Annotated in this window: 21 protein-coding genes; 5 read left to right on the top strand and 16 right to left on the bottom strand. The window is 65.9% G+C overall.

Annotated elements, in window-relative coordinates; all coding sequences use genetic code 11:
* Positions 1 to 41 precede the first annotated feature (41 nt).
* The 7 genes from BO1_RS23440 to BO1_RS23470 form a co-directional block, all read right to left on the bottom strand.
* Positions 42 to 794: a maleate cis-trans isomerase family protein gene (locus BO1_RS23440; protein ID WP_028219639.1), complete on the bottom strand. Its 753-nt coding sequence runs from the start codon at positions 792 to 794 to the stop codon at positions 42 to 44.
* 30 nt (positions 795 to 824) lie between these two features.
* Positions 825 to 1,970, bottom strand: a complete 1,146-nt coding sequence (locus tag BO1_RS23445) for an FAD-dependent monooxygenase (RefSeq protein ID WP_028219640.1) — start codon at positions 1,968 to 1,970, stop codon at positions 825 to 827.
* Between the two features lie 85 nt (positions 1,971 to 2,055).
* Positions 2,056 to 3,723, bottom strand: a complete 1,668-nt coding sequence (locus tag BO1_RS23450) for an AMP-binding protein (protein ID WP_028219641.1) — start codon at positions 3,721 to 3,723, stop codon at positions 2,056 to 2,058.
* 22 nt (positions 3,724 to 3,745) lie between these two features.
* A complete protein-coding gene (locus tag BO1_RS23455) occupies positions 3,746 to 4,627 on the bottom strand; it encodes a VOC family protein (protein WP_028219642.1) in 882 nt (293 codons plus the stop codon).
* Positions 4,628 to 4,703: 76 nt separating this feature from the next.
* The gene (locus BO1_RS23460; protein WP_407669996.1) at positions 4,704 to 6,014 is read right to left on the bottom strand and encodes an alpha/beta fold hydrolase; all 1,311 of its coding nucleotides are present in this window, start codon (positions 6,012 to 6,014) and stop codon (positions 4,704 to 4,706) included.
* A 110-nt stretch (positions 6,015 to 6,124) separates the two neighbouring features.
* A complete protein-coding gene (locus BO1_RS23465) occupies positions 6,125 to 7,093 on the bottom strand; it encodes an alpha/beta hydrolase (RefSeq protein WP_167338378.1) in 969 nt (322 codons plus the stop codon).
* Positions 7,062 to 8,144 (bottom strand): porin, encoded by a 1,083-nt coding sequence (locus tag BO1_RS23470; protein WP_028219645.1) that lies wholly within the window; start codon positions 8,142 to 8,144, stop codon positions 7,062 to 7,064. Before BO1_RS23470 ends, BO1_RS23465 begins: the two co-directional genes overlap by 32 nt.
* Before the next feature lie 539 nt (positions 8,145 to 8,683).
* On the opposite strand from BO1_RS23470, the gene BO1_RS52365 reads away from it, so the two are divergent.
* Complete coding sequence (locus tag BO1_RS52365; RefSeq protein ID WP_043286082.1) at positions 8,684 to 9,376, top strand: TetR/AcrR family transcriptional regulator; 693 nt, start codon at positions 8,684 to 8,686, stop codon at positions 9,374 to 9,376.
* 652 nt (positions 9,377 to 10,028) lie between these two features.
* The gene (locus BO1_RS23485; protein WP_028219647.1) at positions 10,029 to 10,799 is read left to right on the top strand and encodes an ABC transporter substrate-binding protein; all 771 of its coding nucleotides are present in this window, start codon (positions 10,029 to 10,031) and stop codon (positions 10,797 to 10,799) included.
* A gap of 163 nt (positions 10,800 to 10,962) precedes the next feature.
* On the opposite strand, the gene BO1_RS23490 is transcribed toward BO1_RS23485, so the two are convergent.
* The 5 genes from BO1_RS23490 to BO1_RS52370 all read right to left on the bottom strand — a co-directional run bounded on the left by BO1_RS23490 (position 10,963) and on the right by BO1_RS52370 (position 16,490).
* Positions 10,963 to 12,351, bottom strand: a complete 1,389-nt coding sequence (locus BO1_RS23490) for an amidase (RefSeq protein ID WP_028219648.1) — start codon at positions 12,349 to 12,351, stop codon at positions 10,963 to 10,965.
* A gap of 69 nt (positions 12,352 to 12,420) precedes the next feature.
* Positions 12,421 to 13,164 (bottom strand): DUF2848 domain-containing protein, encoded by a 744-nt coding sequence (locus tag BO1_RS23495; RefSeq protein ID WP_028219649.1) that lies wholly within the window; start codon positions 13,162 to 13,164, stop codon positions 12,421 to 12,423.
* A gap of 12 nt (positions 13,165 to 13,176) precedes the next feature.
* The gene (locus BO1_RS23500; protein ID WP_084688139.1) at positions 13,177 to 14,487 is read right to left on the bottom strand and encodes an MFS transporter; all 1,311 of its coding nucleotides are present in this window, start codon (positions 14,485 to 14,487) and stop codon (positions 13,177 to 13,179) included.
* Positions 14,488 to 14,625: 138 nt separating this feature from the next.
* Positions 14,626 to 15,276: a DUF4286 family protein gene (locus BO1_RS23505; protein ID WP_028219651.1), complete on the bottom strand. Its 651-nt coding sequence runs from the start codon at positions 15,274 to 15,276 to the stop codon at positions 14,626 to 14,628.
* A 104-nt stretch (positions 15,277 to 15,380) separates the two neighbouring features.
* Positions 15,381 to 16,490 carry a LysR family transcriptional regulator gene (locus tag BO1_RS52370; protein WP_043286085.1) on the bottom strand — a complete coding sequence of 370 codons (1,110 nt, stop codon included), beginning with the start codon at positions 16,488 to 16,490 and terminating at the stop codon, positions 15,381 to 15,383.
* 248 nt (positions 16,491 to 16,738) lie between these two features.
* Here BO1_RS52370 and BO1_RS52375 point away from each other — a divergent pair, with 248 nt between their 5' ends.
* Positions 16,739 to 17,341: a transglycosylase SLT domain-containing protein gene (locus BO1_RS52375; RefSeq protein ID WP_052409568.1), complete on the top strand. Its 603-nt coding sequence runs from the start codon at positions 16,739 to 16,741 to the stop codon at positions 17,339 to 17,341.
* Between the two features lie 65 nt (positions 17,342 to 17,406).
* Here BO1_RS52375 and BO1_RS23520 read toward each other — a convergent pair whose 3' ends face one another.
* Together BO1_RS23520 and BO1_RS23525 are read right to left on the bottom strand one after the other, a co-directional pair.
* Positions 17,407 to 18,552 carry an alpha-hydroxy acid oxidase gene (locus BO1_RS23520; protein WP_028219652.1) on the bottom strand — a complete coding sequence of 382 codons (1,146 nt, stop codon included), beginning with the start codon at positions 18,550 to 18,552 and terminating at the stop codon, positions 17,407 to 17,409.
* Between the two features lie 62 nt (positions 18,553 to 18,614).
* The gene (locus BO1_RS23525) at positions 18,615 to 19,529 is read right to left on the bottom strand and encodes a LysR substrate-binding domain-containing protein (RefSeq protein ID WP_028219653.1); all 915 of its coding nucleotides are present in this window, start codon (positions 19,527 to 19,529) and stop codon (positions 18,615 to 18,617) included.
* Between the two features lie 174 nt (positions 19,530 to 19,703).
* Between BO1_RS23525 and BO1_RS23530 the strand changes: the two genes are divergently transcribed.
* Entirely contained in the window at positions 19,704 to 20,486 is a 783-nt protein-coding gene (locus tag BO1_RS23530) for a DeoR/GlpR family DNA-binding transcription regulator (protein WP_043286088.1), read from the top strand.
* A gap of 41 nt (positions 20,487 to 20,527) precedes the next feature.
* Positions 20,528 to 21,679 carry an MFS transporter gene (locus BO1_RS23535; protein WP_028219655.1) on the top strand — a complete coding sequence of 384 codons (1,152 nt, stop codon included), beginning with the start codon at positions 20,528 to 20,530 and terminating at the stop codon, positions 21,677 to 21,679.
* A 98-nt stretch (positions 21,680 to 21,777) separates the two neighbouring features.
* On the opposite strand, the gene BO1_RS23540 is transcribed toward BO1_RS23535, so the two are convergent.
* Both BO1_RS23540 and speB read right to left on the bottom strand, forming a co-directional pair.
* Positions 21,778 to 23,274: an aldehyde dehydrogenase family protein gene (locus BO1_RS23540; protein WP_028219656.1), complete on the bottom strand. Its 1,497-nt coding sequence runs from the start codon at positions 23,272 to 23,274 to the stop codon at positions 21,778 to 21,780.
* 19 nt (positions 23,275 to 23,293) lie between these two features.
* Positions 23,294 to 24,244, bottom strand: coding sequence for an agmatinase (gene speB, locus BO1_RS23545; protein WP_028219657.1), 951 nt, complete (start codon positions 24,242 to 24,244; stop codon positions 23,294 to 23,296).
* Between the last annotated feature and the right edge of the window lie 190 nt (positions 24,245 to 24,434).

The following is a 24,434-nucleotide window of genomic DNA, read 5'->3' on the forward strand; positions in this document are numbered from 1 at the left end:
CCGAATCCGGCACATGGGCGTGAACGCCGCGTTGTCACGAATCACACCGCCTGCAACAACGCACCGGCGCCTGGCACCACCGGCGCCAAATCGAGATGCTCGAGCATCCGCCGTACCGTGCAGATAGCAGTCGACACCGTTGGAATTCCGGTCGCATCCTGAATGCGCTGGACGGCCGGCAGCGACGGCATCTGCACGCATGCGGATGCGACGATCACGTCGACGCCACGCGTATCCAGGCGCTTTACGTCTTCCAGCAATTGCAGCGGGTCACGCCGGCCCACTTCCAGATTGTCGGGAATTTCGAAGCAGATCGCATCGGCGACTTCGATCCCTTCGTGCTCGATGTACTGCACGACAAGGTCGGTCAGTGGCTTCATGTAAGGCGCCATGAGCGCAATGCGGCGCGCACCCAGCGTCTTCAGCCCTTCGACCAGCGCGCCAGCCGATGTCATCACCGGGGCGAGGCACTGGTTGGCCCGCGCGACTTCGGTCAGTTCCCGCTCGGTCTGGCGGTGATACCCGAGACCCATCGCCATGATGGCCACGAGGCACGCGGTGCTCATCACGTCCACCCGTGCGTCGGCCAGTTCCGCGGCGCAGCGCAGCCCCTCCTTGTTCATCGCAGCCAGTTCCTCCCGGGTCACCTTGTGCATGCGCATTCGGCTCGAGTGGAACGTGAAGCGCTCGTCGGGGCGAATCGCCTCGCGTGCGCGGAACATGGCGGGAATCTCGGTCTCCATCGTCGTGTTGGAGCTGGGCACGATTTGCCCGATGCGGTAAAGCTGGGTCACGGTGTCTTCCTCTATTCGAAGGTGCGGGTATCAGGCAACCACGGGGCTACCCTGCAGCGCTTCGCAGGCCGCGGCGAAACGCGGGTCGCGCTGCTTGAGGTCCTCGTGGCTGACCTGTCCGGTGCGGCGCATATAGTCGTAGGCGAAGCGCAGCGGATCGAGGTGCAGCTTGTCGGCGACGTTCTCGTACCAGTCGAGGCTTTTCGCCGCCGCGCTCTGGAAGCTCGACGAGGCGGGCCGGCGCTCGGCCTCGAATGCCTCGAACGCGCTGGGGAGGCTGTCCGGATGCGCCGCCACCGCGCGGTGCAGCGCGATCGCGTCCTGCATCGCCATGCGCGTGCCCGAGCCGAGCGAGAAGTGCACGGTGCGCAGCGCATCGCCGAGCAGGACGATGTTGCCGTGGCTCCAGCGCTCGTTGCTGACGATGTTCGCTTCGAACCAGAGCGAACGGTTGGTCAGCAACTCGTTGCTGCCCAGCTCGGCGCGAAACACCTCGGTGCAGAAACGCCGGCTCTCGTCCTCGCTCGCCTTGTCGAGCCCGGCGCGTTGCCAGGTCGAGGGATCGACCTCGACCAGGAAGGTCGACAGTTCGGGGCTGTACTGATAGCTGTGCGCGATGAACACGCCATGCTCGGTTTCACGAAAAATCAGCGAGACGGGGTGGAAGCGCTGATGCGTACCGTACCAGGCGAACTTGTTGCGGCGCCTGACGAACTGCGGTTGAAAGTGTGCGGCCAATTGGGTGCGCACCGCGCTGTTGCCGCCGTCGGCGGCCACCAGCAAGTCGCAGTCCGTGGCAAGCGCACGGACATCGTCGATGCGCCGGCCGTATTCGAAGCGGATCCCCTCGCGCTCGCATGCATGCTGCAGAACCCGCAACATGTCGATGCGCGAGGTGCGCGAGAAGTGGTTGCCGTGCACCTGCACGTGGGTGCCCCGGTGCACGATTTCCATGTAGTCGCAGCGCTCATGGTGAGCGATGAACGCCTCGAAGAAAGCCGGGTCGGCTTCCTTGAGGAAGGACAGGCCGACGTCGGAGAACACGACGCCCCAGCCATAAGTCGCGCCCTCGGGGTTTTGTTCGTAGATGCGGATTTGATGAGCGCGATTGTGCTTCTTGGCTAGCAGTGCGAAATACATGCCGGCCGGGCCGGCGCCCACGATGTCGATCTTCATGGTGTGTCGTCCTGGGTCTTGGAGGTTGCTGATGCGCGTTCGCAGTCGCGCGGGTAGGGCAGGTAGTCGATCGGAGCCGGCGCGTTCATCGCTTGCCCTCCTGTTCCAGGATGCCGGCGATGTGCCGCTTCATCGCCGGCTTGTCCACCTTGCCCACACGCGTGAGCGGAAACTCATCGACCACCATGACGCGCTCGGGGCACTTGTATTTGGCGAGGCCGCGCTCCACGAGAAATTGTCCGAGCGCCTGCACGTCCGGCGCCGGCATGCCGGGGCGCGCGATGATGTAGATGCAGCCCTTCTCGCCGTAGAACGGATCGGGCATGGCCACGAGCTTGGCGTCGGCCACGGCGGGATGCTGGCTGACATGGCCTTCCACCTCCTCGCAGCCGATCTTCTCGCCGCCGCGGTTGACGTTGTCGCGCAGACGTCCCTCGAACGTGTAATAGAGCGCGTCGCCAATCCGGCGTGCGGTGACCAGGTCGCCGGTCCGGTAGAAGCCATCGGTGGTGAAGGATTGGGCGTTGGCTTCGGGGCTCGCGACATAGCCCGTGAGGCTCGAGGGGCCGCGAAAGCACAGCTCGCCAATCTGGCCTTCCGGCACCGCGCGTTCGGATCCGGGCTCGAGCAGCCGGATCTCGTCATCGTCGCAGCCGGAGCGGCCCTGGGTCTCATGGCGCGCCTCGGCGGGGGCGTCGGCCGGCGAGCCGAGCAGCAGACCTTCGGTGATGCCGTACAGGTTCGAACAAGGCACGCCCAGATGGGCCTCCAGGGTATCGGAGCGGCTCAGCGTCGAGAACAGCTTCAGCGACGACAGATCGTGGCGCGCGATGTCCGGATAGGCCATCAGCTGGGGCGCGATGGGCCCGATCGACAGCGCGTGCGTGACCCGGTGCTTCCCGATCAGGTCCAGCATGCGCGGAATGTCCACCTTGGGCATCAGCACCACGGTGACGCCCGACAGGGCGGCGGGAATCAGTGTGTATAGCTGGCCGGCGTTGTGCATCAGCGGCAGCGACCAGATCAGCCGGCTGTCGGCGTCGATGCGGTAGCGCCGCATCCAGCCGGCGGAGTGGCCCAGGTACTCGGCATGAAAGCGTGGAATGATCTTGGGTACGCCGGTGGTGCCGCCGGAGAGCTGGAAACTGAGCACATCCGCAAGGCCAATGGGCGCGCGGGCAAGGTGCTCACGGGCCCGTTCGAGCGGCATGCCGTCGATCAGCGCTTGCAGACTGGCGGCGCCGGCGCGTTCTCCGCGCACGATGACGAGGTGCTCGAGCGAGGCATGGCGCGCCATCATCGACTCGGCAAAGGCCGGCAGGTCGAAGCTCGTTCCAAAGTCCGCCTGCACGAAGTAGCCGCGCGCGCCGGATTGCTCAGTGAGCTGGCCGATCTCGATCTCGCGGTGTTGAGGCAGCGAGCAGACCGGCACGATGCCGGCCTTGAAGCAGGCCAGCAGCGCGATGGCGGTCTCGATCGTGGTGCCGAGCTGAAAGATGGCCCGGTCGCCCGGCACGAGCCCGGATGTCAAAAGGGCGGCGCCGAGTCGTTCGGTCGCCTCGTCGAGCTCGGCGAAACTGATGCTGCGCTCGTCGCCGATAAAGGCCGCGCGCTGCGGATGGCGCCGGGCACTCACGCGCAACGCGTCGCCGACGGTCGTGGCGATCCAGGAACCGCTGGCGAGCGCGGCTTCGGCGCGCGCCGGAGTGGGGTACACGACGCCGGCAATCGGGTGTTCGACATGGGTCTGCATGGTGGTCTCCTCCTGCGCCTGCTCAGGATTGTGCCGGCGCAATGCGCAGGACGTCGCGGTCGAAACGCTCGATGAGCCCATGCACGCCGCCGGTCAGCATGCCGTACCACAAGGCCGGCTTGAAACCGAGTGCCTTGCGTTCGAATTCGACGGGGCCGTCCGCCTCGATTACATCGTATTCCTTACCTTCATGCACGCGGCAATCCGGATGCCGCTGCGCGGCATGCACGAGGGGTGCGAACTCCTCCACTCGGGGAACGGCAATGCTCACCGGCGCACCGGAGGCCACCCCGTGTTCCCTCAGCAACGCCGCCTTGCGGTTCCAGATCGCATCCACGCTGTCGAGCGCATGGCCACCCGCGCGTGCGGCGTCCTCCAGTCCCATTGCTGCCTGCAGCGTCAGCCAGGCATCGGCCGCATCCAGCGCCGTCAGCGGCCGCAGTTTGTGCGTGAACTCCACGAAGTAGCCGTTGGGGTCGCGTACATAAATGGATTCGATCACTTCATGCCGGGTCTCCACCGACACGTCCAGGCCCTGCGCTTCCAGATGCTGCTTCCACGCGCGGAGCTCGTCGGGGCCGTCGACGAGCCAGGCGGTATGGGTGGCGTCGGCTACGTGGTCGTCCGGCAGCGGCCGGACGGCGGCACGCTCGCGCATTCCCGCAGGCTCTTCACTGCCGAGGTAGTAGAAAAAAGCAATCGTGCTGCCGTTGCCGCTATCGAAGAAGAAATGCAGGAAGTCCGGGTGCGTTTGCGGCCCCCAGCCGCGCGCGGAGATCACGTGGATCAGCGGCAGGCCGAGCTTGTCGCCGTAGAACTCGACGGTCTCGCGCAACCGCCAGGTGGGGCGCGCCGTATGGTCGACGCCTCGCAGCGTCAGGGCAGGGAGAGTGCGTTCGGACATCGGTTGTCCTCCAAAAGGAATCGGGATGGCGATGGCTGGGCGCTCGATGCGCCCAGCGCAATGAATCGGCGCTGGATCAGAGCGGAAACTGCTCGTGCAGCCATTGCGCGAGCAGGCGGCCAGCCTCGAGCCGGCCCGGCGCTTCATCGGGTGTCAGCGCGCGGCCGTGGTGGTCGCCGCGCACGCGCAAGTGACGCTTGCCGGGCGTTGCGATGGCCTCGACGATGCGTTGCACGTCGCCCGGGAAGCACGCCTGGTCGCCCGTGTATTCGACGACCAGCACCGGTTGCGTGATGGACGCTGCCGTTGCCGACAGCGAGGCGTTGGACGACAGCGCCGACCAGGTGGACAGCCAGCTTTCCGGCGTGCACTGGCGCGCAAAGCCGACCGCGCCGTAGTTGGAGGCATAGGGGTCGGCGCCCCAGAGCGAGCCGAACTTGCGCTCCGACGCATCGAGCGTGAGGTCGAAGCAGCGCAGGTCCGCATCGGTGCGCCAGACGTTGAAGATCGGCGTGTGGCCGGCCAGCCGGCGGTCCTCGGGTGTGGCCTTCAACCCCTTCGCGCCAGCCTCTTTCACGCGCTGGCGGGCCGCCTGGCGGCGCGCGATCAGCGCCCTGGCATGCTCGTCGATGCGGGCTACGCGCGCGCGCTGTGCAGCACGGTAGCGCTCGATGAACTCGGTGCTGTAGCGCGTGCCTTCCTTGCCCGCGTAGCCGTTGGCAGGCGAGAGCGGATCGAGCGACGGATCGACGGACAGCGGATCGTTTTCGTCCGTCACGCTCGGATCGATGCAGTTCAACAGCAGCGCGCCCTGACCCGGATGCGGCCCGACCAGCACGAAGCCGTCGGCGACGGGCATGTCGAGCTCGGCCAGCTGCGTGGGCCGTCCACCCGGGGTGCGGGCGATGCGCTGCGCGCCCGGCAGCGCGGACTGCTGCGCATACATCGCATACAACCCTGCGCCGCCGGAATTGCCCAGCAGCACGATGCGCGTGAAGCCCGCGGCCCGGAGGTATTGGAGGCCGGCGGCGACGTCGTACAGCGCGAATTCATGTTCCAGCCGCAGATCGTTGCCGACCGAGCGCGGGGATTGCGACCAGGCCGCATAGCCCGCGCCGACGATATCGGGGATCAGGTAGTGGCAGGCCATGAACTCGCGGGGGTGCATGACGCACACCACCGTGTCCGTGGGGGTCGCCGGGCGGTATAGCGAGCCGCCGGTGGCCGCCTGGTCGGCGGTGCGCAGCACCACGTTGGTCGTGAGCGTGCCGGACGGGACATCGCGCGGATTCCAGTCGGTATTGAGGAATCCAGCAGTTGCCTGGGCGGCGCGGAGGGTGGAAGCGCTTGAGTTCATGAGGGCATTGGCGAGAGGCAGCGTGAACATGGAGTCATATTAGGCGCATTTGACATACACGTCAAATATTTGAGCTAAACGTTAACTCATGGGTCGTAGGGGCCCTGTACTGGCCCGACATTGCGTCGCAGCAGGACGATCTACGCCGGGCTCGCGGTGCTGACGCTGCAGCCCAGCGCAAATGCGAGTTGCTGAAGGTGAAAAGCTTCGCCGAGCCGGTGAAAGTCGATGTTGTGGCCTGCGCCCTTGAAGACCTGCGCATCGACCCATGGTGAACTGACGAAGCGGGAGGCGAAATCCTGGACTTCGGTTTCGTTCACGACCCAAAGATTGTCGAATTCCGGCTGCCTGTAGTGCACCGGAACGTCGACGCGGGGGGCCGCTTCCTGAAGGAGGCGCGGCCACTCGAAGGCGATATCGAGCAGCTCCTGTCGTGGCATCGCATGGTCCGCGCGGTGCGCGGCGTGCGCTCGCTCGGGAATAAAGGTGCCTGCGGGGCCGTACATCAGCTGGTCTTTGGCTGGCGGCGGGATCTCGATCAATTCGTCCGGCGGCAGCGTTCGCCATTGCTCCAGGACAGGGTCGGGCTCGCGCACACCGACGCCGGAGATCGAGAGGCCAAGCAATGGCCACGTCTTGTCGAGCGCGGCCATCTGAATGGCGATCGCGCCACCGATCGAGTGCCCGACCAGAAAGATGCCCCGGGCATTCTCGCGTTGGGTCTCCCACAACTCGGATAGTGCATCGTTCAGAAGCTCGGCGTTGGACACGATCGAGCAATCGTGGCCGTCTTTTTTCACGCTGTCCGCATAGCCGGGCCGGTTGACCGTGAAGACCGGAATGCCCAGCGCAACGGCGCGCTCGAAGAGCGAGCAGCCTTCGATATGAAAAAAGTCTGCTGTATACGTTCCGCCGTGAATTGCCACGACAATCGGGTAATCCTGGGCGACGCGCCCCGCCGGGGCGGGATGGAAGTTGCCCGTAACGAAATTCGCGCCGTCTTTACAGCGCAAAGTCAGCTTGATCATTTGTACTCCTTGATGATGTGGATGATTGGCCTTGCTCGTGCGCGGTGCGTCAGAAGGTGTGCCGGATGCCTGCGCTGGCACCGATCGTTGTGCCTTGCACGCCATAGAGCGCGTTGTTGAGCGACAAGCCGGTATCCATCGCGCCGTGGTTGTCGACCACGCCAACTTGCGCATAGAAGGAGGTGCGCCGCGAAACGGAGTAGGTGGCGCCTAGCGCGCCCATGATCGAGTGATTCGCGGTGTGATTGCGGTCGCTCGTGAAATAGACGCCGCCGTTCAGGTCGAGCTGGGGCGTCACGTAGCAGTCGAGCCCGCCGCTGTAGACATTGGAGTTGAACGACTGGGCGACCTTGTAGTTCACGAATTGCAGCTTCGCTGTGACGATGCCGAACTTGTAGGTCGCACCGAGCGTGCGCCCCCAGTACGCGAGCGTCGACGGAACCGGCGTATCTACCGTGCCGCCGCTGTTGCCCGAATAGATCGCTGCATTGACCAGAAGGCTGCCGTTCTCGTACTGCAGACTCGCCGAGTATTGCCGGCCTGCCTGGAAATTGCCCGCGCTGCCGCCCAGCGCGAGCATCACGCTGCCCCGGAAGCCATAGATGTCGGGGCTCGCCCAGGAAATACCGTTCGCATTGAACGCGCCGGTGCCCAGCACGTTGTCGACGTAGAGCTCGAGGCCACTGCCGAATTGCGAGAAGCCGCGCGGATCGGTGTCGTAGATGGCGAGGAAGAACGGCGAAAACTGCAAGCCGGCCGTGACGGTGCCGTACGGACTATCCAGCGCCACATAAGCCTGACGGCCGAACATATTGCCGTTGGAATTGTTGAATCCACCGTTCATGATGCTGATGCCGCTTTCCAGCTTGAAGCGTGCTTTCAGGCCAGCACCGAGGTCCTCGGTTCCCGTCAGGCCGAACTGCGTCGGCGACATGCCGCCGTCGGTCGCCGAAAACTGATGGCCGGCGTTCTGGCCCGTCGCAGCGTCCAACGTCTTGCTCGTGTATAGCAGTCCGCCATCGAGGATGCCGTAAAGCGTGACGCTGCCCTGTGCATGGGCAGTGCCGCCGATGACCGTCCATCCGATCGCGCAGACGATTCGTTTCAGCGCGAGTCGACTCTTTTTCCGCATGACTGTCTCCGTCTTATTGCTATGTAATTAGTAATGCTAATGATTTGTGAGGGGAGGAATCGCGCTGTCCGCCGGTGCTCGCACTGGTGGCGGACGATACGTCGGGCGGTTTCCCGTTTGTGTCATGGAAGCCGGCGATCGTGCAGAAGATGTGGAAATGGAACATTCCCGGAGCGATCGCCGCAGCGTGGAGGCGGGTGCCTGTCCAGCTGAGTCACGATGCTAAGAGTGTTAGACGTATGTGTCAAATATTTCGACATGGACGTTAACCCGGTGATGCGGCTCGCCATGTGTCAGGGCCGGCCGCGCGGCACTTTTGGGACGATTCAAGAGGATGAGCCCCGGCAGCGGCTATACATTGGCGCCGCGGCGGCATCAATCATCTACGTTAAAAATTTGACAATCAGGTAAAATCGCCTCGTTCGGGGCGCATGACATCGGGCCTCATGCGCGCTGGCGTGCCGGTGTTGGCAACAATAGGCCAGTAGCCATCGGGTGAGGCGAGGTGCGGACCGCCGCACGTCTACAGGAGTGTTTTCGTGGCAAAGGTACACGCAGAGGCGCAAAAGGAGCAGATCCTGAACGCGGCGGCGCGGCTCTTCATCGAGAAGGGATTCGGCGGCGCGTCCATGCAGGAGATCGCGGAAGCGTTGGGTATGACACGCACGGCGGTTTACTACTATTTCAAGAACAAGGATGAGATCCTCACGGCGCTGGTGGAAGAGGTGACATTGAGGGCCCGGCGCCTTTCGAGCCGGGCCACGTCGGAGGCGAATACCGACCCGAAGGAATGGTTGCGCACGCTGGTCCATCAGCACACGATGCTGATACTGAGCCATCACAACGAGTTCAGGGTCGTCGACCGGACCGAGCAGCAGCTACCGGAGCGCGCCTATCGCGCGAACGAAGAAGCCAAGCGGGCGGTCCTCAGCAATTTCACCGCCGCCATCGAAGCGGGCGTGAAACTCGGCGTGTTCCGCGTGGTCGATGCAAAGGTGACGGCGTTCACGATGATCGGGATGTGCAGTTGGCCCGCCTTCTGGTACAAGCCCGACGGCCCGAAGAGCGCGGAGGAGATTGCGGATACGATCGCGGAACTCGCGGTGCAATCCGTGATCCGGCCGGCCAGGCGTCAACTGAAGAGCGCGGGCGACGTGTCTGAAGCGCTCGCCCTGTTGCGCGAAGATCTGGATCATCTTTCCCTGATGATCGAAAAGCAACCCAAGGGATGAAAATTTGGGCAGCCCGTGTCGCGGGTGAGCGGTGCCATGGCCCCATGCTCTTACAGCTTGCCGGCCCCGCATAGGGGCCGTCGGGCGATCGCTAACGGTCGATCGTCCGGGCATCGTCAGTAATAGGGATTGACGCGAAGTACCCGCTAGAACCACGGGATACGCGTTCTGCGCCGTTGTCCCCGCCGCCCCGCCGATAAAGCCCCCAAAAAGAAAACGCCCACGTTTCTTACGCAGGCGTTTCCGTGGCCCCGCTACCGCGCCCCATTGAACGTAGCTTCTCGTTCGTTACTGCTCCAGGGCCGGCTTCCGCGCGGCTGATCTCTAGTATAGGTCGCCCTGCGAAAGATCCAAGCCCGATCAAGCCATTCCCTCCGACACGGCGCGGCCCGCGGGCCGTGGGCCGCCTCCAGACCAGCATGGCCAGTGCCATCGAATTTCCCACTGCCATGCAGGTGAATATTTAATTTCCAGCCGTTCGCCCAAACAAGTACCTTCTCGACGGGACGAACGATACGGCCGCCTGCCCACGGACCAGAGCGCATTGAATGAACCGTTTCGGGGGATCGATGCTCACGACATCGCACCCTTCGCATACTTTGTTCTGATGCGGCACTCAACTCAAAAAATTGAATATTAGTACGGAGATCTGATGAAAAAGCTCACGATTGCAATCGTGCTGGCCCTTGCGGCCAGTGCCGGCTATGCGAAAACGCCGTCGGTGATCCGATTCGGCGTCGACCCCAGTTATGCCCCGTTCGAGTCGAGATCGACCGACGGCCAGCTCGTGGGCTTTGACATCGACCTCGGCAACGCGATCTGCGAGCGGCTGAAGGCGCGCTGCGTGTGGGTCGAAAATGCGTTCGACGGGATGATCCCCGCGCTCGAGGCACGGAAGTTCGACGGCATCCTCTCGTCGATGAGCGTCACGGACAAGCGTCTCGCGCAAATCGCGTTTTCCGACCCCATCGACAACGTGCCGCCGCGACTCGTCGCGAAGCGCGGCTCGAACATCCTGCCGACCGTCGAGTCGCTGAGGGGCAAGAGCGTCGGCGTCGAGCAGGGATCCACTCAGGAGACCTACGTTCGGACCTACTGGGAACCGAAAGGCGTGATCATCCGCACCTATCAGACTCAGGACCTCGTGTATGCGGATCTCGTGTCCGGCCGTCTCGATGCCGCGCTTCAATCGTCGGTGCAGGCCGATCTCGGCTTTCTGAAAACGGCGAACGGCCGCGACTTCGCGTTCGCCGGCCCGGCGCTGCACGACCCGAAGACGCTGGGTACGGGCGCCGCGATTGGCTTGCGCAAGGAGGACAACGAACTGCGCCAGCAGATCAACGCAGCGCTGGCCGCGATCCTTCACGACGGCACTTATCAACGCATCGCCAAAAAATATTTCTCGTTCGATATCTATAACTGACGACGAAGGCCCGCCTGACGCAAGTCGCGCAAGTCGCGCAAGTCGCGCAAGTCGCGCGATCGGCCGGTCGTCCGACTCGCGCGAGCCGGCCACGATCGTCGGGGCTGCCGCGTGACCGGCTTGCGCTGCGTCGAACCTGCCGCGCGCCAGTCAGGCGGCAGACTCACTGACGCAACGCGGCCTCCATCGCCTGCGCGATCCCCAGCACGCGCGCATCGGCCAGCGCGAGGCCCGCAACGCTGATCCCCACCGGCGCTTCGCCAGCAGGGGTGCAAGGCAGTGACACTGCGCAGCCGTCCAGAAAGTTCACGATCGAGGGGTTGCGCAGCACCAGCGCGTTGGTGGCCGCAAAGTGTGCCGCATCGGCTTGAAGCGCGTCGATGGCGGGCGGCACGATCGGCACGGTTGGCATGAGGAAGGCGTCGAAGCCCGCGAGCGCGGCGCGCGCTTGCGCGATGGCGTCGGCGCGTGCCGCGAGCAGGTCGAGGTAGTCGGCGGCGCTTGCCGCTTCGCCGTGGCGGATGCGGGCGAGCACGCGCGGGTCGTAGCGCTCCGCCTGGCTGGGCAGGCGCGCGCGGTGCGCCGCGTAGGCCTCGATCGGCGAGAAACCGTAGCGGTTGAGGGTCGGGAGCGTGTCGAGCACGGGCAGGCGCAGCGGTACGAGCTGCGCACCCGCGCGAGACAGGCGCGCGAGCGCCGCGTCCCAGGCCGCGCCAACCGTTGCATCCATGCCGTCGGTCACGTAGTTCGAGAGCACGGCAAGCCGCGCGCCGTCGAGCGTCGCGCGCGGCCAGTGCGGCACGGCGGCCTCGAGCGCCGCGTCGGTATCGGCTTGCGCGGCCAGCACACGGTCCAGCAGCGCACAGCAGGCCACGCTCGGCGCGATCGCGCCCGTGGTGTCGAGCGTCGTCGAAAGCGCGAGCATGCCCGCGGTGGGGATGCGCCGCGCGGTCGGCTTGAAGCCGGTCAGGCCGCAGAACGCGGCGGGAATGCGCAGCGAGCCGCCCGTGTCGCTGCCGAGGCCCGCCGCCGCCATGCCTTGCGCCACTGACGCCGCCGCGCCCGACGAGGAGCCGCCCGCCACGCGCGGGGTATCGGCATCTGGACGCCATGGCGAGCGCGGCGTGCCGTGCCACGGATTGAGCCCGAGCCCCGAGAACGCGAATTCACTCATGTTGGTGCGGCCGATCAACACCGCGCCGGCGCGGCGCAGGCGGGCCACGGCAGGCGCGTCGGCGGAAGCGTGCGGGGCGTCGGCGAGCACGCGCGAACCGGCGCGCGTGGACTGGCCCGCCACGTCGAAGAGATCCTTGATCGATACCGGCAAGCCGGCGAGCGGCGAGAGCTTGACGCCGGCGCGGCGCAACGCGTCCTGCGCCTCGGCCTGGCAGCGGGCGCCTTCGGTATCGACTTCACAGAACGCGTGAGCGCCGTTGCCGCCATCGGTGGCGATGCGCTCGAGCGCGGTCTCGACGAGCGCGCGGCTCGTGGTAGCGCCGGCGTCGAGCGCGGCGGCGAGTTGCTCGAGCGGTGCAGCGGGCGGGAAAGTCATCTGCGGCATGGTATGGGATGCGTTTGAAGGGAGGGATGGGCGCGTCGAATGCGCACGCGCGATTCGAGTTCAGGCGACGACCGGCAGCGCGCGCACGCTGTAGCGCTGGCGCAGGCTGCGGCCCAGCACCGGATCGTGCAGCTCCATCTCGAAGGCGTCGCCAGAGGTCATCGCCGCGAGCTCGCCGTGCACGGCGAGCGTGCCGCTGAACATCGCGCAGCGCGCGGGCAGCGAGCCTTCGAGAGCTTCGTGCGCGTCGTTCTTTGCGTGCGCGCCTTCCGTCTGCGCATAGCCGCGCCAGAGCGCCGGTGGCGGCAGCAGGCCGTCCACCGCGCCGCGCTGGTAGGGGCGCGCGTTGCCGTTCGCGTCCACGACCGTGGCGCGCATCTGCAACTGGTCCCAGTGCGCGGCCACGTCGGCATAGCGCCAGGCCTCGCGTGCGAGCGGCTTCGCGCAGACCTGCTTGGAGACCGCGACGCTATAGGCCTCCGCCTTGCGGTCCGTGTGGTCGGAGCCGATCGTGACCAGCGTGCCGAGCAGGCTGTCGAGCAGCACGCATTCGACTTCGCCGCTCGTGTGCGTGCCGAGCACCTCGACGGTTTCGGCCTGCGTGAGCTGGCTGGCGGCCACGCGATAGAAGCACGGCGTGCTCGTGGGCGGGGCGACGCCCAGGGCGGCGAGCTCGTCGATATGGGCCTGAATGGCCTGCGCGTCGCGGCCGGCCCAGCCCGCGATCACGAGCGTGTCGATCTCGACAGGCAGCGTCGTGGCGGCTTCGTTCAGGGGGAAAACGGTCAGGGAAAGCGTGGTCATGTTCTTGCTCTCTTACTCTTCAAGGGGACGGCGCGCGGTTTCGCGGGCTGCAAGGAGCGCGAGCGCGGTGACGGCAAGCGCGCCGCTCACATAGAGCGACACGGCCGTGGTGCTGTGCCAGCTGCGAAACAGCGCGACGATGATGAGCGGGGCGAAGCCGCCGCCGAGAATGCCTGCGAGCGTATAGGCGAGCGAGGAGCCTGCATAACGCACGCGAGTCGGGAACTGTTCGGTGACGAAGGCCGCCTGCGGGCCGTACATCACGGCGTGGATCACGAGGCCGATCATGACCGCGAGCACGATCAGTACGGGCTGCGAAGTATTGACGAGCGAAAAGAAGCCGAAGGCCCAGACGATGGCGGCCAGCACCCCGCCCAGATAGACGGGGCGGCGCCCGAAGCGGTCCGAGAGCGCGCCGAAGATCGGCACGGTCAAGGCATTGCAGGCCGTGCCCGCAAGCACGGCACCGAGCGCGAGCGAGCGCGAAAGATTGAGCACCGTGGTCACGTAGGTGAGGGTGAACACCACGAGCAGCGCGTAGAGCACGTCGGAGCCGATTCGCGCGCCGCCGGCCACGAGCAGGCGCCGCCAGTGCTGCGAAAACACCTCGACCACGGGCACCTTGGCTTGCGCGTGCGACTCGCTGAGCTTTTCGAATTGCGGCGTCTCGCCCACGCTGCTGCGCACCCACAGGCCGAAGATCACCAGCAGCAGGCTCGCGATGAACGGCACGCGCCAGCCCCACGAGAGAAAGTCGCTCGACGAGAGTGCGAGCGTGATGAGCGCGATGAAGCCGGTGCCGAGCAGCGTGCCGAACGAGGGCCCCACTTGCGCCCACGAGGCGTTCAGCCCGCGCTTGTTCTGATCGCCATGCTCGACGGCGAGCAGCACGGCGCCGGCCCACTCGCCGCCCAGCGCGATGCCTTGCACGAAGCGCAGGGTCACGAGCAGGATCGGGCTCAGGATGCCGGCGCTCGCGTAGGTGGGCAGCACGCCCATCAGCGCGGTGGTGAGGCCCATGAGGACGAGCGTGATCATGAGCACGGCGCGGCGCCCCACGCGGTCGCCGAGATTGCCGAAGACCAGGCCGCCGAGCGGGCGCGAGACATAGCCCACGGCATAGGTCGAGAACGCGAGCAGCGTGCCCGCGAGCGGATCGACCGAGGGAAAGAACAGGTGATTGAAGACCAGCGCGGCGAGCGTGTTGTAGACGGTGAAGTCGTACCACTCCAGCGACGTGCCGATCATGCTGGCTGTGGCGAGGCGTCCGCGGCCCGCGCGCGGGCGCTCGAGCGTGGATGAGGTCTGGGCGAGAGCGTTCATCGGGTTCTCCAGGGGAAACGCGCGGCGCGCACTGTGCGCCGGGGTGTGTCTCGTGCTCGTTGTTCTGCTTGTCGCTTGGTCGGCCAGTTCGCGCGGCGGCGTGCGAGCTGGCCTGCTCGATCGTTCGCGCGCGCTCGTTCAGGCCGCGAGGCGCCAGAGCATGTCGAAGGTGCGCACGGATGCTGCTGCGTCGCTCGCCAGCATGGCGAGGCGCTCGGCCGCGCCGCGCGCGGCGGCGTTCGAGCTGCCTTCCACGATGACGAGCGCATCCTGTGTTGCCTCGGCGGCCGCGCCGTCGCGCGTGGCGAGCGGGGCGGAAAGCGAGGCATCGGTGACGAACACGCGCACGGCATGGATGCCGGGCGTTTGCGTGGCGGCTTGCGCTTCGTTGCGCCAGGCCGTGGCGGCCACGCTGTGCGGCGGCGCGACAAAGATGGCTGCATGGCCGCCTTCACCGGCGCCGGCCTCGAAGGCGAGCTCACCCACGCGGCGCTGCGTGTCGCTCATGCGCGCGAAATTGCGCATCGACCAGTCGGTTTGCAGCGTGAAGGCCTGGCGATAGGCGTCGCTGCGGAATACGTCGAGCGATGCCGTGACGTAGAGCGCGAGATAGCGGCGCGCGCTGCCGTCATTGGCGAGAAAGCGACGGGCGTGGCGAAAGCCCGGAATCGCCACGCGCTCCTGCATGTGCTCGCGGTCGTACCACGCGTTGAAGTCGGCTTCGGTGTGCGGATCGGTGTCGGTCCAGATGCAGAGTTGGCCGGCCGGGGCGCCCGTGGGATGGCTCATCGTTGAATTCCTGCGCTGTGAATTGAAATTCGGACAAGCGCAGTTTGGCGAGCGGGCGGGGGTTCGGTCCAACAAGAAATAAAATACGCACCGACCAGGTTTTCTTATCGCTTACGGTTGCCGGCGGCTTTTGCGGTCCTGGCGCCCGTAGCGCCCTTCGTGGATTTCGCCGATTTCGCCGATTTCGTCGCGCTCGTGGCGCTCGTGGCGCTCGTGGCGCTCGTGGCGCTCGTGGCGTTCGTGGCGCTCGTCGTGCTCGTGGATTTCGCGGCCGCTGGCGCAGCGCCGCCCGCCTCGCGCGCGGACGGGCCTTCCAGTTCCGGGCCGAGCGCCGCCACGAACGCGCGCGCCTGTTCCGTCGCCAATTCGGCAATGCGCGCCGGCAACGGGTGGCTGTCCAGCCGGTGGCTCGCGACGAGTGGCAGCGGCGCGAACGCGCTTTCCACGTCCAGCACCTCGAGGGTGTGCTCGCGCAACTCGCGCTGGATGATGGCGGGCGGCAGGACGGCAACGCCGAAGCCGTCCGACACGAGGCGGATCATCGCGGCCACCGAACTGATGCAGTTGATGCGCACGGGGCGCTCCACGGCGCGCGCGAACGTGCGCTCGAGCGCGGTGTGCGGGCCCGAGTGGCGCGAGAAGCTGAGGATGGGCAAGGCCGCGAGCTGGGCAAGGTCGACGCGCGTGCCCGCGAGGCCCAGCGCGGGGCTCGCGACCCAGCGCATGGGGAATTCGCACAGCGGGTGGTTGACGAAGTCGCGCTCGGGCAGCGCATCGGTCTGGAGGATCAGATCGACGGCGTCGGCGCGCAGCAATTGCACGAGATGGATCGTGGTGTCGCTCGTCACCTCGACTTCGAGATGCGGAAAGCGCTCGCGCACGCGCGCCATCAGCGCCGGAAACCAGCTGTGCACAATCGACTCGATCACGCCGATGCGGATCAGGCCCGCGTCGCCGCTCGCGTCTTCCACCTCGCGGCGCATTTCGTCGCCCAGACGCACGATGCGTTCGGCGTAAGCGAGCATCTTGCGGCCCGCGGGCGTGAGCGTGGCCGAGCGCGAGTTGCGGTCGAACAGGCGCACGCCAAAGGTTTCCTCGAGCGAGGCGATGCGGCTCGATACGGCGGCTTGGGTCGTGTGCAGCTTCTCGGCGGTGAGGCGGAAGTTCTGCAGGCGGGCGAGCCAGATGAAGGTCTCGAGAAACCGGATGTTCATGGGTTTCGGCTGGGCTGTAGTAAGTAGTCGCGAACGGCCATGATATCGCGCCCTTTATCCAGGTCATTCCCTGGTGCCCTTGACTTTCACGTCTTCCAATCACATCATCCTATATAGAATCATTCTTAAAGGAATGATCGTAAGATGAATGATGTGGTTGTGAGGACACTATATCGCCGAATGGCAGCGCTTTCAGAAGCTGGGAAATGCGCTCGGTGTGGCGGTATGCATTGTCGGGAACATGGATCATGTATGCGAAGCTGAAACGGGATCTGGGTGATTGGCCACGCGCAATGGCGTATCGCCTGGGCAGTATTATTTTCGCGGTGGCAATCGTGATCTTCGGATCGCAAGCGGAACTGTGTTATGGCGCAGACGCGCCGGCCTGGGCGGCGCCCAATCACGCTTTCGACGTGCCGCAAGAAAGCGCGCCCACTGCGGAGGAAATCGCAAATTTTGTGAATGCCCGCTTCCATATAGGCTTGCACAGCGCCCTGGAAATCGGTCACGCGGTGCTCAACGCCGCCAGGCGCTACACCATCTCGCCATTGTTATTGCTTGCCGTGATCGCGGTGGAATCCAGTTTTGACCGATTCGCGGTCAGTGTGGTTGGCGCGAGAGGTCTCATGCAGGTGTTGCCGTCCCAGCATAGAGATCTTGTCCTTCGCGCATCCGATTTGAACGACGCGCGCACGAACGTCCGCATTGGGTCTGCCATTCTGCAAGACTACATAAGAGCGTCGGATGGCAACCTCGACGACGCTTTATATCGCTATAGCGGCGGCGCCAAGGACTATGCGCGACGCGTGGTCGATCACATGAGCATGATGAAGGCGGAGTTCGGTTTGTAGGCGCTGTCTCCAGTCTCGATAGTGCGGGCCGGGTGGAACCCGGCCGTCGAATTTGAGTATGCGCGCTAGTGCCGGGTTGACAGAATGTTCGCGTCCACGGCGTTGATATCCGTATAACCGCACAGTGCCATGGTGGTGTCGAGTTCACTCGCGATGACGTCGAGGCTCTTGCTGACACCTTCCTCTCCCATTGCCGCCAATCCGTACAGAAACGCGCGCCCGATCAACGTGCCGCGGGCGCCGAGCGCCACCGCCTTCAGCACATCCTGTCCCGTTCGAATGCCGCCATCGAGCCACACCTCGACGTGATTGCCCACGGCATCGACGACGGCGGGCAACGCCTTGATCGACGATATCGCGCCATCCAGTTGACGGCCTCCGTGATTGGATACCACGATGACGTCCGCACCGGCCTTCGCCGCATGCAATGCATCGGTCGGATCGAGAATGCCCTTGACGATCAATTTCCCGCCCCAGCGTTTTCGTACCCACTCGACATCGGCCCAGCCAAGGGTTGGGTCGAACTGGTCGTTGGTCCACGAACTGAGTGAGGACATGTCGGTCACACCCTCGACGTGGCCGACGATATTGCCGAAGTGGCGACGCCGGGTACGCGCCATCTGCATGCACCAGCGCGGCTTGCTCGCTATGTTCAGCAGGTTCGGCAGGGTAAGGCGAGGCGGCGTGGATAGACCATTCTTGATGTCTTTGTGGCGCTGGCCGCCGATCTGGAGATCCATCGTCAGCACCAGCGCGCTGCAACCTGCGGATTCGGCGCGGGCAATCAGGCGCTCCATGAACGCACGGTCGCGCATCATATAGAGCTGGAACCAGAACGGTCCCGGCGCGTTTTGCGCGACGTCCTCGATCGAACAGATGCTCATCGTCGACAAGGTGAACGGCACGCCGAACCGCTGTGCAGCCCGTGCAGCCAGGATTTCTCCATCGGCCCGCATCATCCCGGTCAGGCCGGTTGGCGCCAGCGCGACGGGCATCGCGACGCTGTGTCCTGCCATCGTCGTGCGCAGCGTGCGGTTTTCGATGTTGACGCCGACCCGCTGACGCAACTTGATTGTCTGAAGATCGGCTTCGTTGGCGTGATAGGTCGACTCGGTATAGGACCCGGCGTCGACATAGTCATAGAACATGCGGGGGATACGCCCCTTTGCGAGGACGCGGAGATCTTCAATACAGGTGATTGGGACGGGCATGGTGGCTCCAGAAGGTTGCACCGATGCTACCCATCCCCTTTGCCCTGACGTCGGAAATGTTGTCAGATCCGGCGCGAAAGAAATTCCGATGCTTCCTGGACCGCCCGCTCGCAAACGCCGACTAGCCATCTGGCAAATGCCGCCGCGGCTCCCTGCGACGCATGCGGCATCAGGCAATACGGGGTGGCGGGGCACACGACGCCGGGAAACAGGGGAACGAGCGTATCGTTCGCGAGCCAGTGATGTGCGAGCGCCGGGCTGCCGAGCGCGACGCCCTGGCCGCTGGCCGCCGCCTCCAGAAGGAGTCCGAGGTCCATCAATTTCGGGCCGCGCGCCGGCTCCGGCCAGTCGAGGTTCGCGGCGCGGAACCAGGGCGTCCAGTGTTCCAGCGAGGTGCGCAACAACGGCATCGAGGCAAGGTCCGCAGGTTCGTGGACAGGCCCGAGCCGTTGCAGCAGCGCAGGTGCAGCCAGTGGTGTGAGGCAATCGAGCATCAGCACCATGCCGCCGATGCTGAGCGGGTCCCCGCCGCGAATCCAGAGGTCAGCATCGGACGCGGCTGTATCCGCGATGGGTGCGGTGAGCACGATCTCGAGTTCCAGTTCGGGATGCGCTGCCGTGAATGTCGCGAGGCGCGGCATGATGATCTGTCGCGCGAATGTCGGAGGCGAGCAAACGCGCAGTCGCTCCTTCTGGTCGCGGTGTTTCCGATGCAGCGGCATCTCGGCGAGCAGGCGCAGCGGGCTGCGCAACTGATCCAGGTACTCTTTGCCGACCGGCGTCAACGTCAATGATTTTCCGCGGCGCACGAGCAGTTGCACGCCCAGCAGGTGTTCCACGGCGGCTACCCGCTTGGCGATGGCGCTGCCCGTCACGCAAAGTTCGTCCGCTGCCCGTTCGAAAGTGCCGTGGCGCGCGGCTGCCTCGAAGGCGAGCAGGCCATCGAGAGACGGGAGATGGAGGCGGGGCGTGGTCATTCGGATATTTTAAATGCAATGTCCGTACAGCCTGGCACAGGGGGCATGGAAGGTAGAAAGCATGGAGGTGCTTCCCTTCTATCGTGCGCAGACAAGCTCATCTAAGACATCCATTTTTTCGGCGTGCACGTTTGTGCACGTTTACATTCTCGTTTGTGCACGTTATCATGGGGCATGACTGATGAAATCCCCATTGCCCGGCGCGAGCTGATCGCCAGCCGGCTCGCCGCCGGCCAGGCGGTCGTGGCGGCCACGCTGGCCGCCGAATTCGGCGTGTCCGAAGACGCCATCCGGCGCGACCTGCGCGCGCTTGCGGCGCAAGGCCAATGCCGGCGCGTCTACGGCGGCGCGCTGCCCATTTCTCCGGCTTCGGCGCCCATGGCCGCGCGCATGGACGAGGCCCGCGAACGCAAGGAGGCGCTCGCGCGTACCGGCGCCGCCCAGGTGTGCCGCGGCGAACTGCTTTTCCTCGACAGCGGCAGCACCAATCTCGCGCTTGCCGAAGCGCTTCCTGAGGACCACGAACTAACCGTGGCCACCAACTCCGTCGATATTGCCGCCGCGCTGCTCAGGCGCGGCGACGTCAGGCTCATCATGGTGGGCGGAGCGGTGGACCCGGCGGTGGGCGGCTGCGTCGATGCGGCCGCCGTGGCGAGCGTCCTGAACATGAATATCGACTGCTGCTTTCTGGGCGCCTGCGCGGTTTCGCCCCGCGAAGGCGTGAGCGCCTTCGAATTCGCCGATGCGTCGTTCAAGCGCGCCGTGCTAGCCCGCAGCCGCCGCACGCTGATCCTCAGTACGACTGACAAGCTCGGCGCCCAGGCCTCCCACCGCGTCGCAAGCGTCGACGCGCTCGAGTGCGTGATCGTCGAGCACGACGCGCCACGCACGCAAATCACGGCCCTTACGAAGGCCAGCACGACCGTGCTGCGTGCGGATCCCCCAGCAGGTCGCTGAGGCCGGACTCGGCCCGCACCGCAACATTGGAGCCAACATCGATGGAATTCGCCGATCGGCCCGCCACGCGTCTAGCGACCCGGCTGGCATTTCTCGTTGCCGGTTTCGGCATTGCGTGCTGGGCCCCGTTGGTGCCGTTCGCGCGGGACCGTCTCGCCGTCGACGAGGGCACGCTCGGCCTGCTGCTGCTGTGCATCGGCCTCGGCTCGGTGCTCTCCATGCTGGCGACGGGCGCGCTCACCGCGCGCTACGGCAGCAGGCCCGTCATCGTGGCGGGCGGGATCGGCGTGGCGCTCGTGCTGCCGCTGCTCACGATTGCGGCCACGCCGCTCGCGCTTGGCCTCGCGCTCTTCGTGTTCGGCGCGTCGCTCGGCTCGCTCGACGTCGCCATGAACGTGCATGCGGTCGAGGTGGAGCGCGCGGCGGGGCGCCCGCTCATGTCGGGCTTTCACGCGCTCTTCAGCGTGGGCGGCTTCGCGGGATCGATGTTCATGACCTTCCTGCTCTCGCTGCACCTTGGCGCATTCGAGAGCACCTTGCTGTGCTCCGCGCTCATGTTGATTGCGATGTTCGTGGCGCGGCCCCGGCTGATGCGCGCGGCGCAGGCGCAGCGTGGCCCGCTGTTCGTGACGCCGCGCGGCATTGTCCTGCTGATTGCGGGGCTCACCGGCATCACTTTTCTGGCGGAAGGCGCGTTGCTCGACTGGAGCGCGCTGCTGATCACGGGCAAGGGGATCGTGGCCGCGGCGCAAGGGGGCGTGGGCTACATGCTGTTCGCCATCGCGATGACGGCGGGGCGGCTGACCGGCGACGCCGTCACGGCGCGCATCGGCGATCGCGCTACGCTGGTCTGGGGCGGCGTGGTGGCGGCGGGGGGCTTTGTGGTGCTGCTGGCTGCGCCGTTCGCCGCGCTGGCGTTGGCGGGCTTTCTGCTGATCGGGCTGGGCGCGTCGAATATCGTGCCCGTGCTGTTTCGCCGTGCGGGCGCGCAGCAGGTCATGCCCGCGGCGCTCGCGATTGCCGCGATTACGACCACGGGCTATGCGGGTATCCTCGTCGGGCCCGCGGGTGTGGGCTTCGTCGCCAAGGCGCTCGGCCTCGAGACGGCCTTCTGGATGCTGCTCGGGTTGCTGTGCGTCGTGCCGTGCTGCGCGGCACTGGTGACGGCGGCGCCGCAGCGCCGCGCGGGGTGAGGGCGCTGTTCAATGCGTCCCTGGGTAGTGCCAGGTATAATTAACTAATTAGAAATAACGTCAAACGGCGCGGCGCCGTATAGCGCCGCGCCGCCGCCTTAGCCGATGTCGGCCAGCGTGTGCCGCAATTCCTGATAGCTGCGCAGCCCGGCCAGACCGAGCTCGCGCCCGATGCCGCTCAACCCCAGCCCGCCCCAGCAGACTTGCGGGAAGATCAGTTGCGGCGTGTTGATCCACACGAGGCCCGCGCGCAACTGTGCCTTGTAGCGCCGCGCCGCTTCGCGATCGGCGGTCACGACCGTCGCGACCAGGCCATAGCGCGTGTCGTTGGCGAGCGCGATCGCTTCTTCATCGGTGCGGAAGGACTTGACGCACGCCACCGGCCCGAACACTTCGTCGGTCCAGAGCAGGTTGTCCGCCGGCGGCTCCGCAATCACCACGGGTGCCATGAAGAAGCCGTCCGCGCAGGCATTGTCGAGGCTGCCCGAAAACGCGACCGAGGCGCCGGCCTGCACGCCTTGCTCGACGAGCGCCTGCACGCGCGCGCGCTGCGCCGCGCAAACGAGCGGACCCATCGCGACATTGTCGCTTTGCGGCGGCCCGACCACGAGGGCGCGCACGGCGGTCTCGAACGCGGCCATGAATTTGCGGTACACGTCGTCGTGCACGAGGATGCGCGCGGTGGCCGAGCACATCTGCCCCGCATTCGTGAACGCGCCGCCCACGGCGAGCGTCACGGCGCGTTCGATGTCGGCATCGGCGCGCACGATGAGCGCGGACTTGCCGCCCAGTTCCAGCGTGAGGCGCTTCATGTCCTGCGCGGCTGCCTGCATCACCTTGGTGCCCGACGCCGTGCTGCCCGTGAACGAGATCTTGTCGACGAGCGGATGGGCGGTAAGCAGCGCGCCCACTGCGCCGCCGCCGTTCACGAGGTTGACGACGCCTTCGGGCACGCCCGCTTCGTTGATGATCCCGGCGAGCAGGTGCTCGACCGGCGAGGTGATTTCGGAAGGCTTGAGCACCACCGTGCAACCAGCGGCCAGCGCCGGGGCGATCTTCCATGCCGTGGTGACCATCGGGAAGTTCCACGGCACGATCAGCGCAGCCACGCCGACTGCTTCATAGAAGCGCTCGCCGGTCACGGTGTCGTCCGGCAGCGCGAGCGCTTCGGGGGCGAAAGCCTTCTCGTCGAGGCACAGATCGGCGTAATAGTTGAACGTGGCGGCGGCATCGCCCACGTCGATGTCCGCTTCGAGCGGCGGCTTGCCGCTCACCTGCATTTGCATCGCGGCGAGGCGCGCGCGGTCCGCCTCGATCAGTTCGGCGATCTTTTTCAGCAGCTTGCCGCGCGCGGCGGGCGTCGTGCCGCGCCACGCGGCGAGCGCGTCATGCGCGGCGCGCACGGCCGTGTCGACGAGCGCGGCGCTGGCATGCTCCTGCCAGCCGATCGTGGCGCCCGTCGAGGCGTTGAAGATGGGCGTTGCGTCGTGCGCGCCGTCTTCGCTGCTCACCGGCTTGCCGGCGATGGTCGCGGCGGGCAGGACGAAGACGCTTTCGTCGGCGGCGGGCGTCGCTAGCGTAGGTATCGTAGCCATCGTATGGGTCTCTCCGGTTTTAGCGGTACGCCACGCCCGGCATGACGCAGAGCATTTCGTAGGCGAGATTCGCGCCCACGAGCGCGGTCGTGCCGGCCTGGTCGTAAGGCGGCGCGACTTCCACGAGATCGGCGCCCACCAGATTGAGGCCCTTCATGCCGCGAATGATTTCGAGGCCCTGTTGCACGGTAAGGCCGCCCACTTCGGGCGTGCCCGTGCCGGGCGCGAACGCGGGGTCGAGCCCGTCGATGTCGAAGCTCAGATACACGGGCGTATCGCCCACGCGCGCGCGCACTTCTTCCATCAGCGGCGCGAGCGACTTGTTCCAGCAGGCTTCGGCCTGCACCACGGTGAAGCCCTGCTTGCGGCACCAGTCGAAGTCCTCGGCGTGATAGCCGGTGCCGCGCAGGCCGATCTGCGTGACCTTATCGCACTGGAGCAGGCCGTCTTCCACCGCGCGGCGGAACGGCGTGCCGTGCGCGATCTTCTCGCCGAACATCGTGTCGTTCACGTCGGCGTGCGCGTCCACGTGCACCACGGCCACCTTGCCGTACTTCTTGTGCAGCGCGCGCAGGATCGGCCACGCGATCGTGTGATCGCCGCCCAGCGTGATCGGGCGGCAGCCGTTCGCGACGATCTCGTCGTAGGCCTCCTCGATCAGGCGGATCGAGTCCTTGAGGTTATAGGGGTTGGTCGCGACGTCGCCGATATCGGCCACTTGCAGCGAATCGAACGGCGCCGCACGCGTGGCCATGTTGTACGGGCGCAGCAGGACCGATTCCGAGCGGATCTGGCGCGGGCCGAAGCGCGCGCCCGAGCGGTTCGAGGTGCCGATATCGAGCGGCACGCCCACAAAGCAGGCGTCGAGGCCTTCCGTGGTGGCGGCGTGCGGCAGGCGCATCATGGTGGCGATGCCGCCGAAGCGCGGCATGTCGTTGCCGCCGAGCGGCTGGTTGAATTCGCGTTGCATGGACCGTGTCTCCGATTGTGGGTGATGCGACCGGATGATGGTAGGCGAGCCGCAGCCCGTGTAAATAATGAAATTCAGATGTTCACATCGATGCGAGTCGATGTAAGCGGGGCATTACGCCGGCAATGAAGCGGGGTATTCGGGGGGAGCGGCGGCGCGCAAGCGCGGCTGCGCCAATGGAGCCGGCGTT

The organism is Paraburkholderia oxyphila NBRC 105797, from assembly GCF_000685075.1.
Classification (GTDB): domain Bacteria; phylum Pseudomonadota; class Gammaproteobacteria; order Burkholderiales; family Burkholderiaceae; genus Paraburkholderia; species Paraburkholderia oxyphila.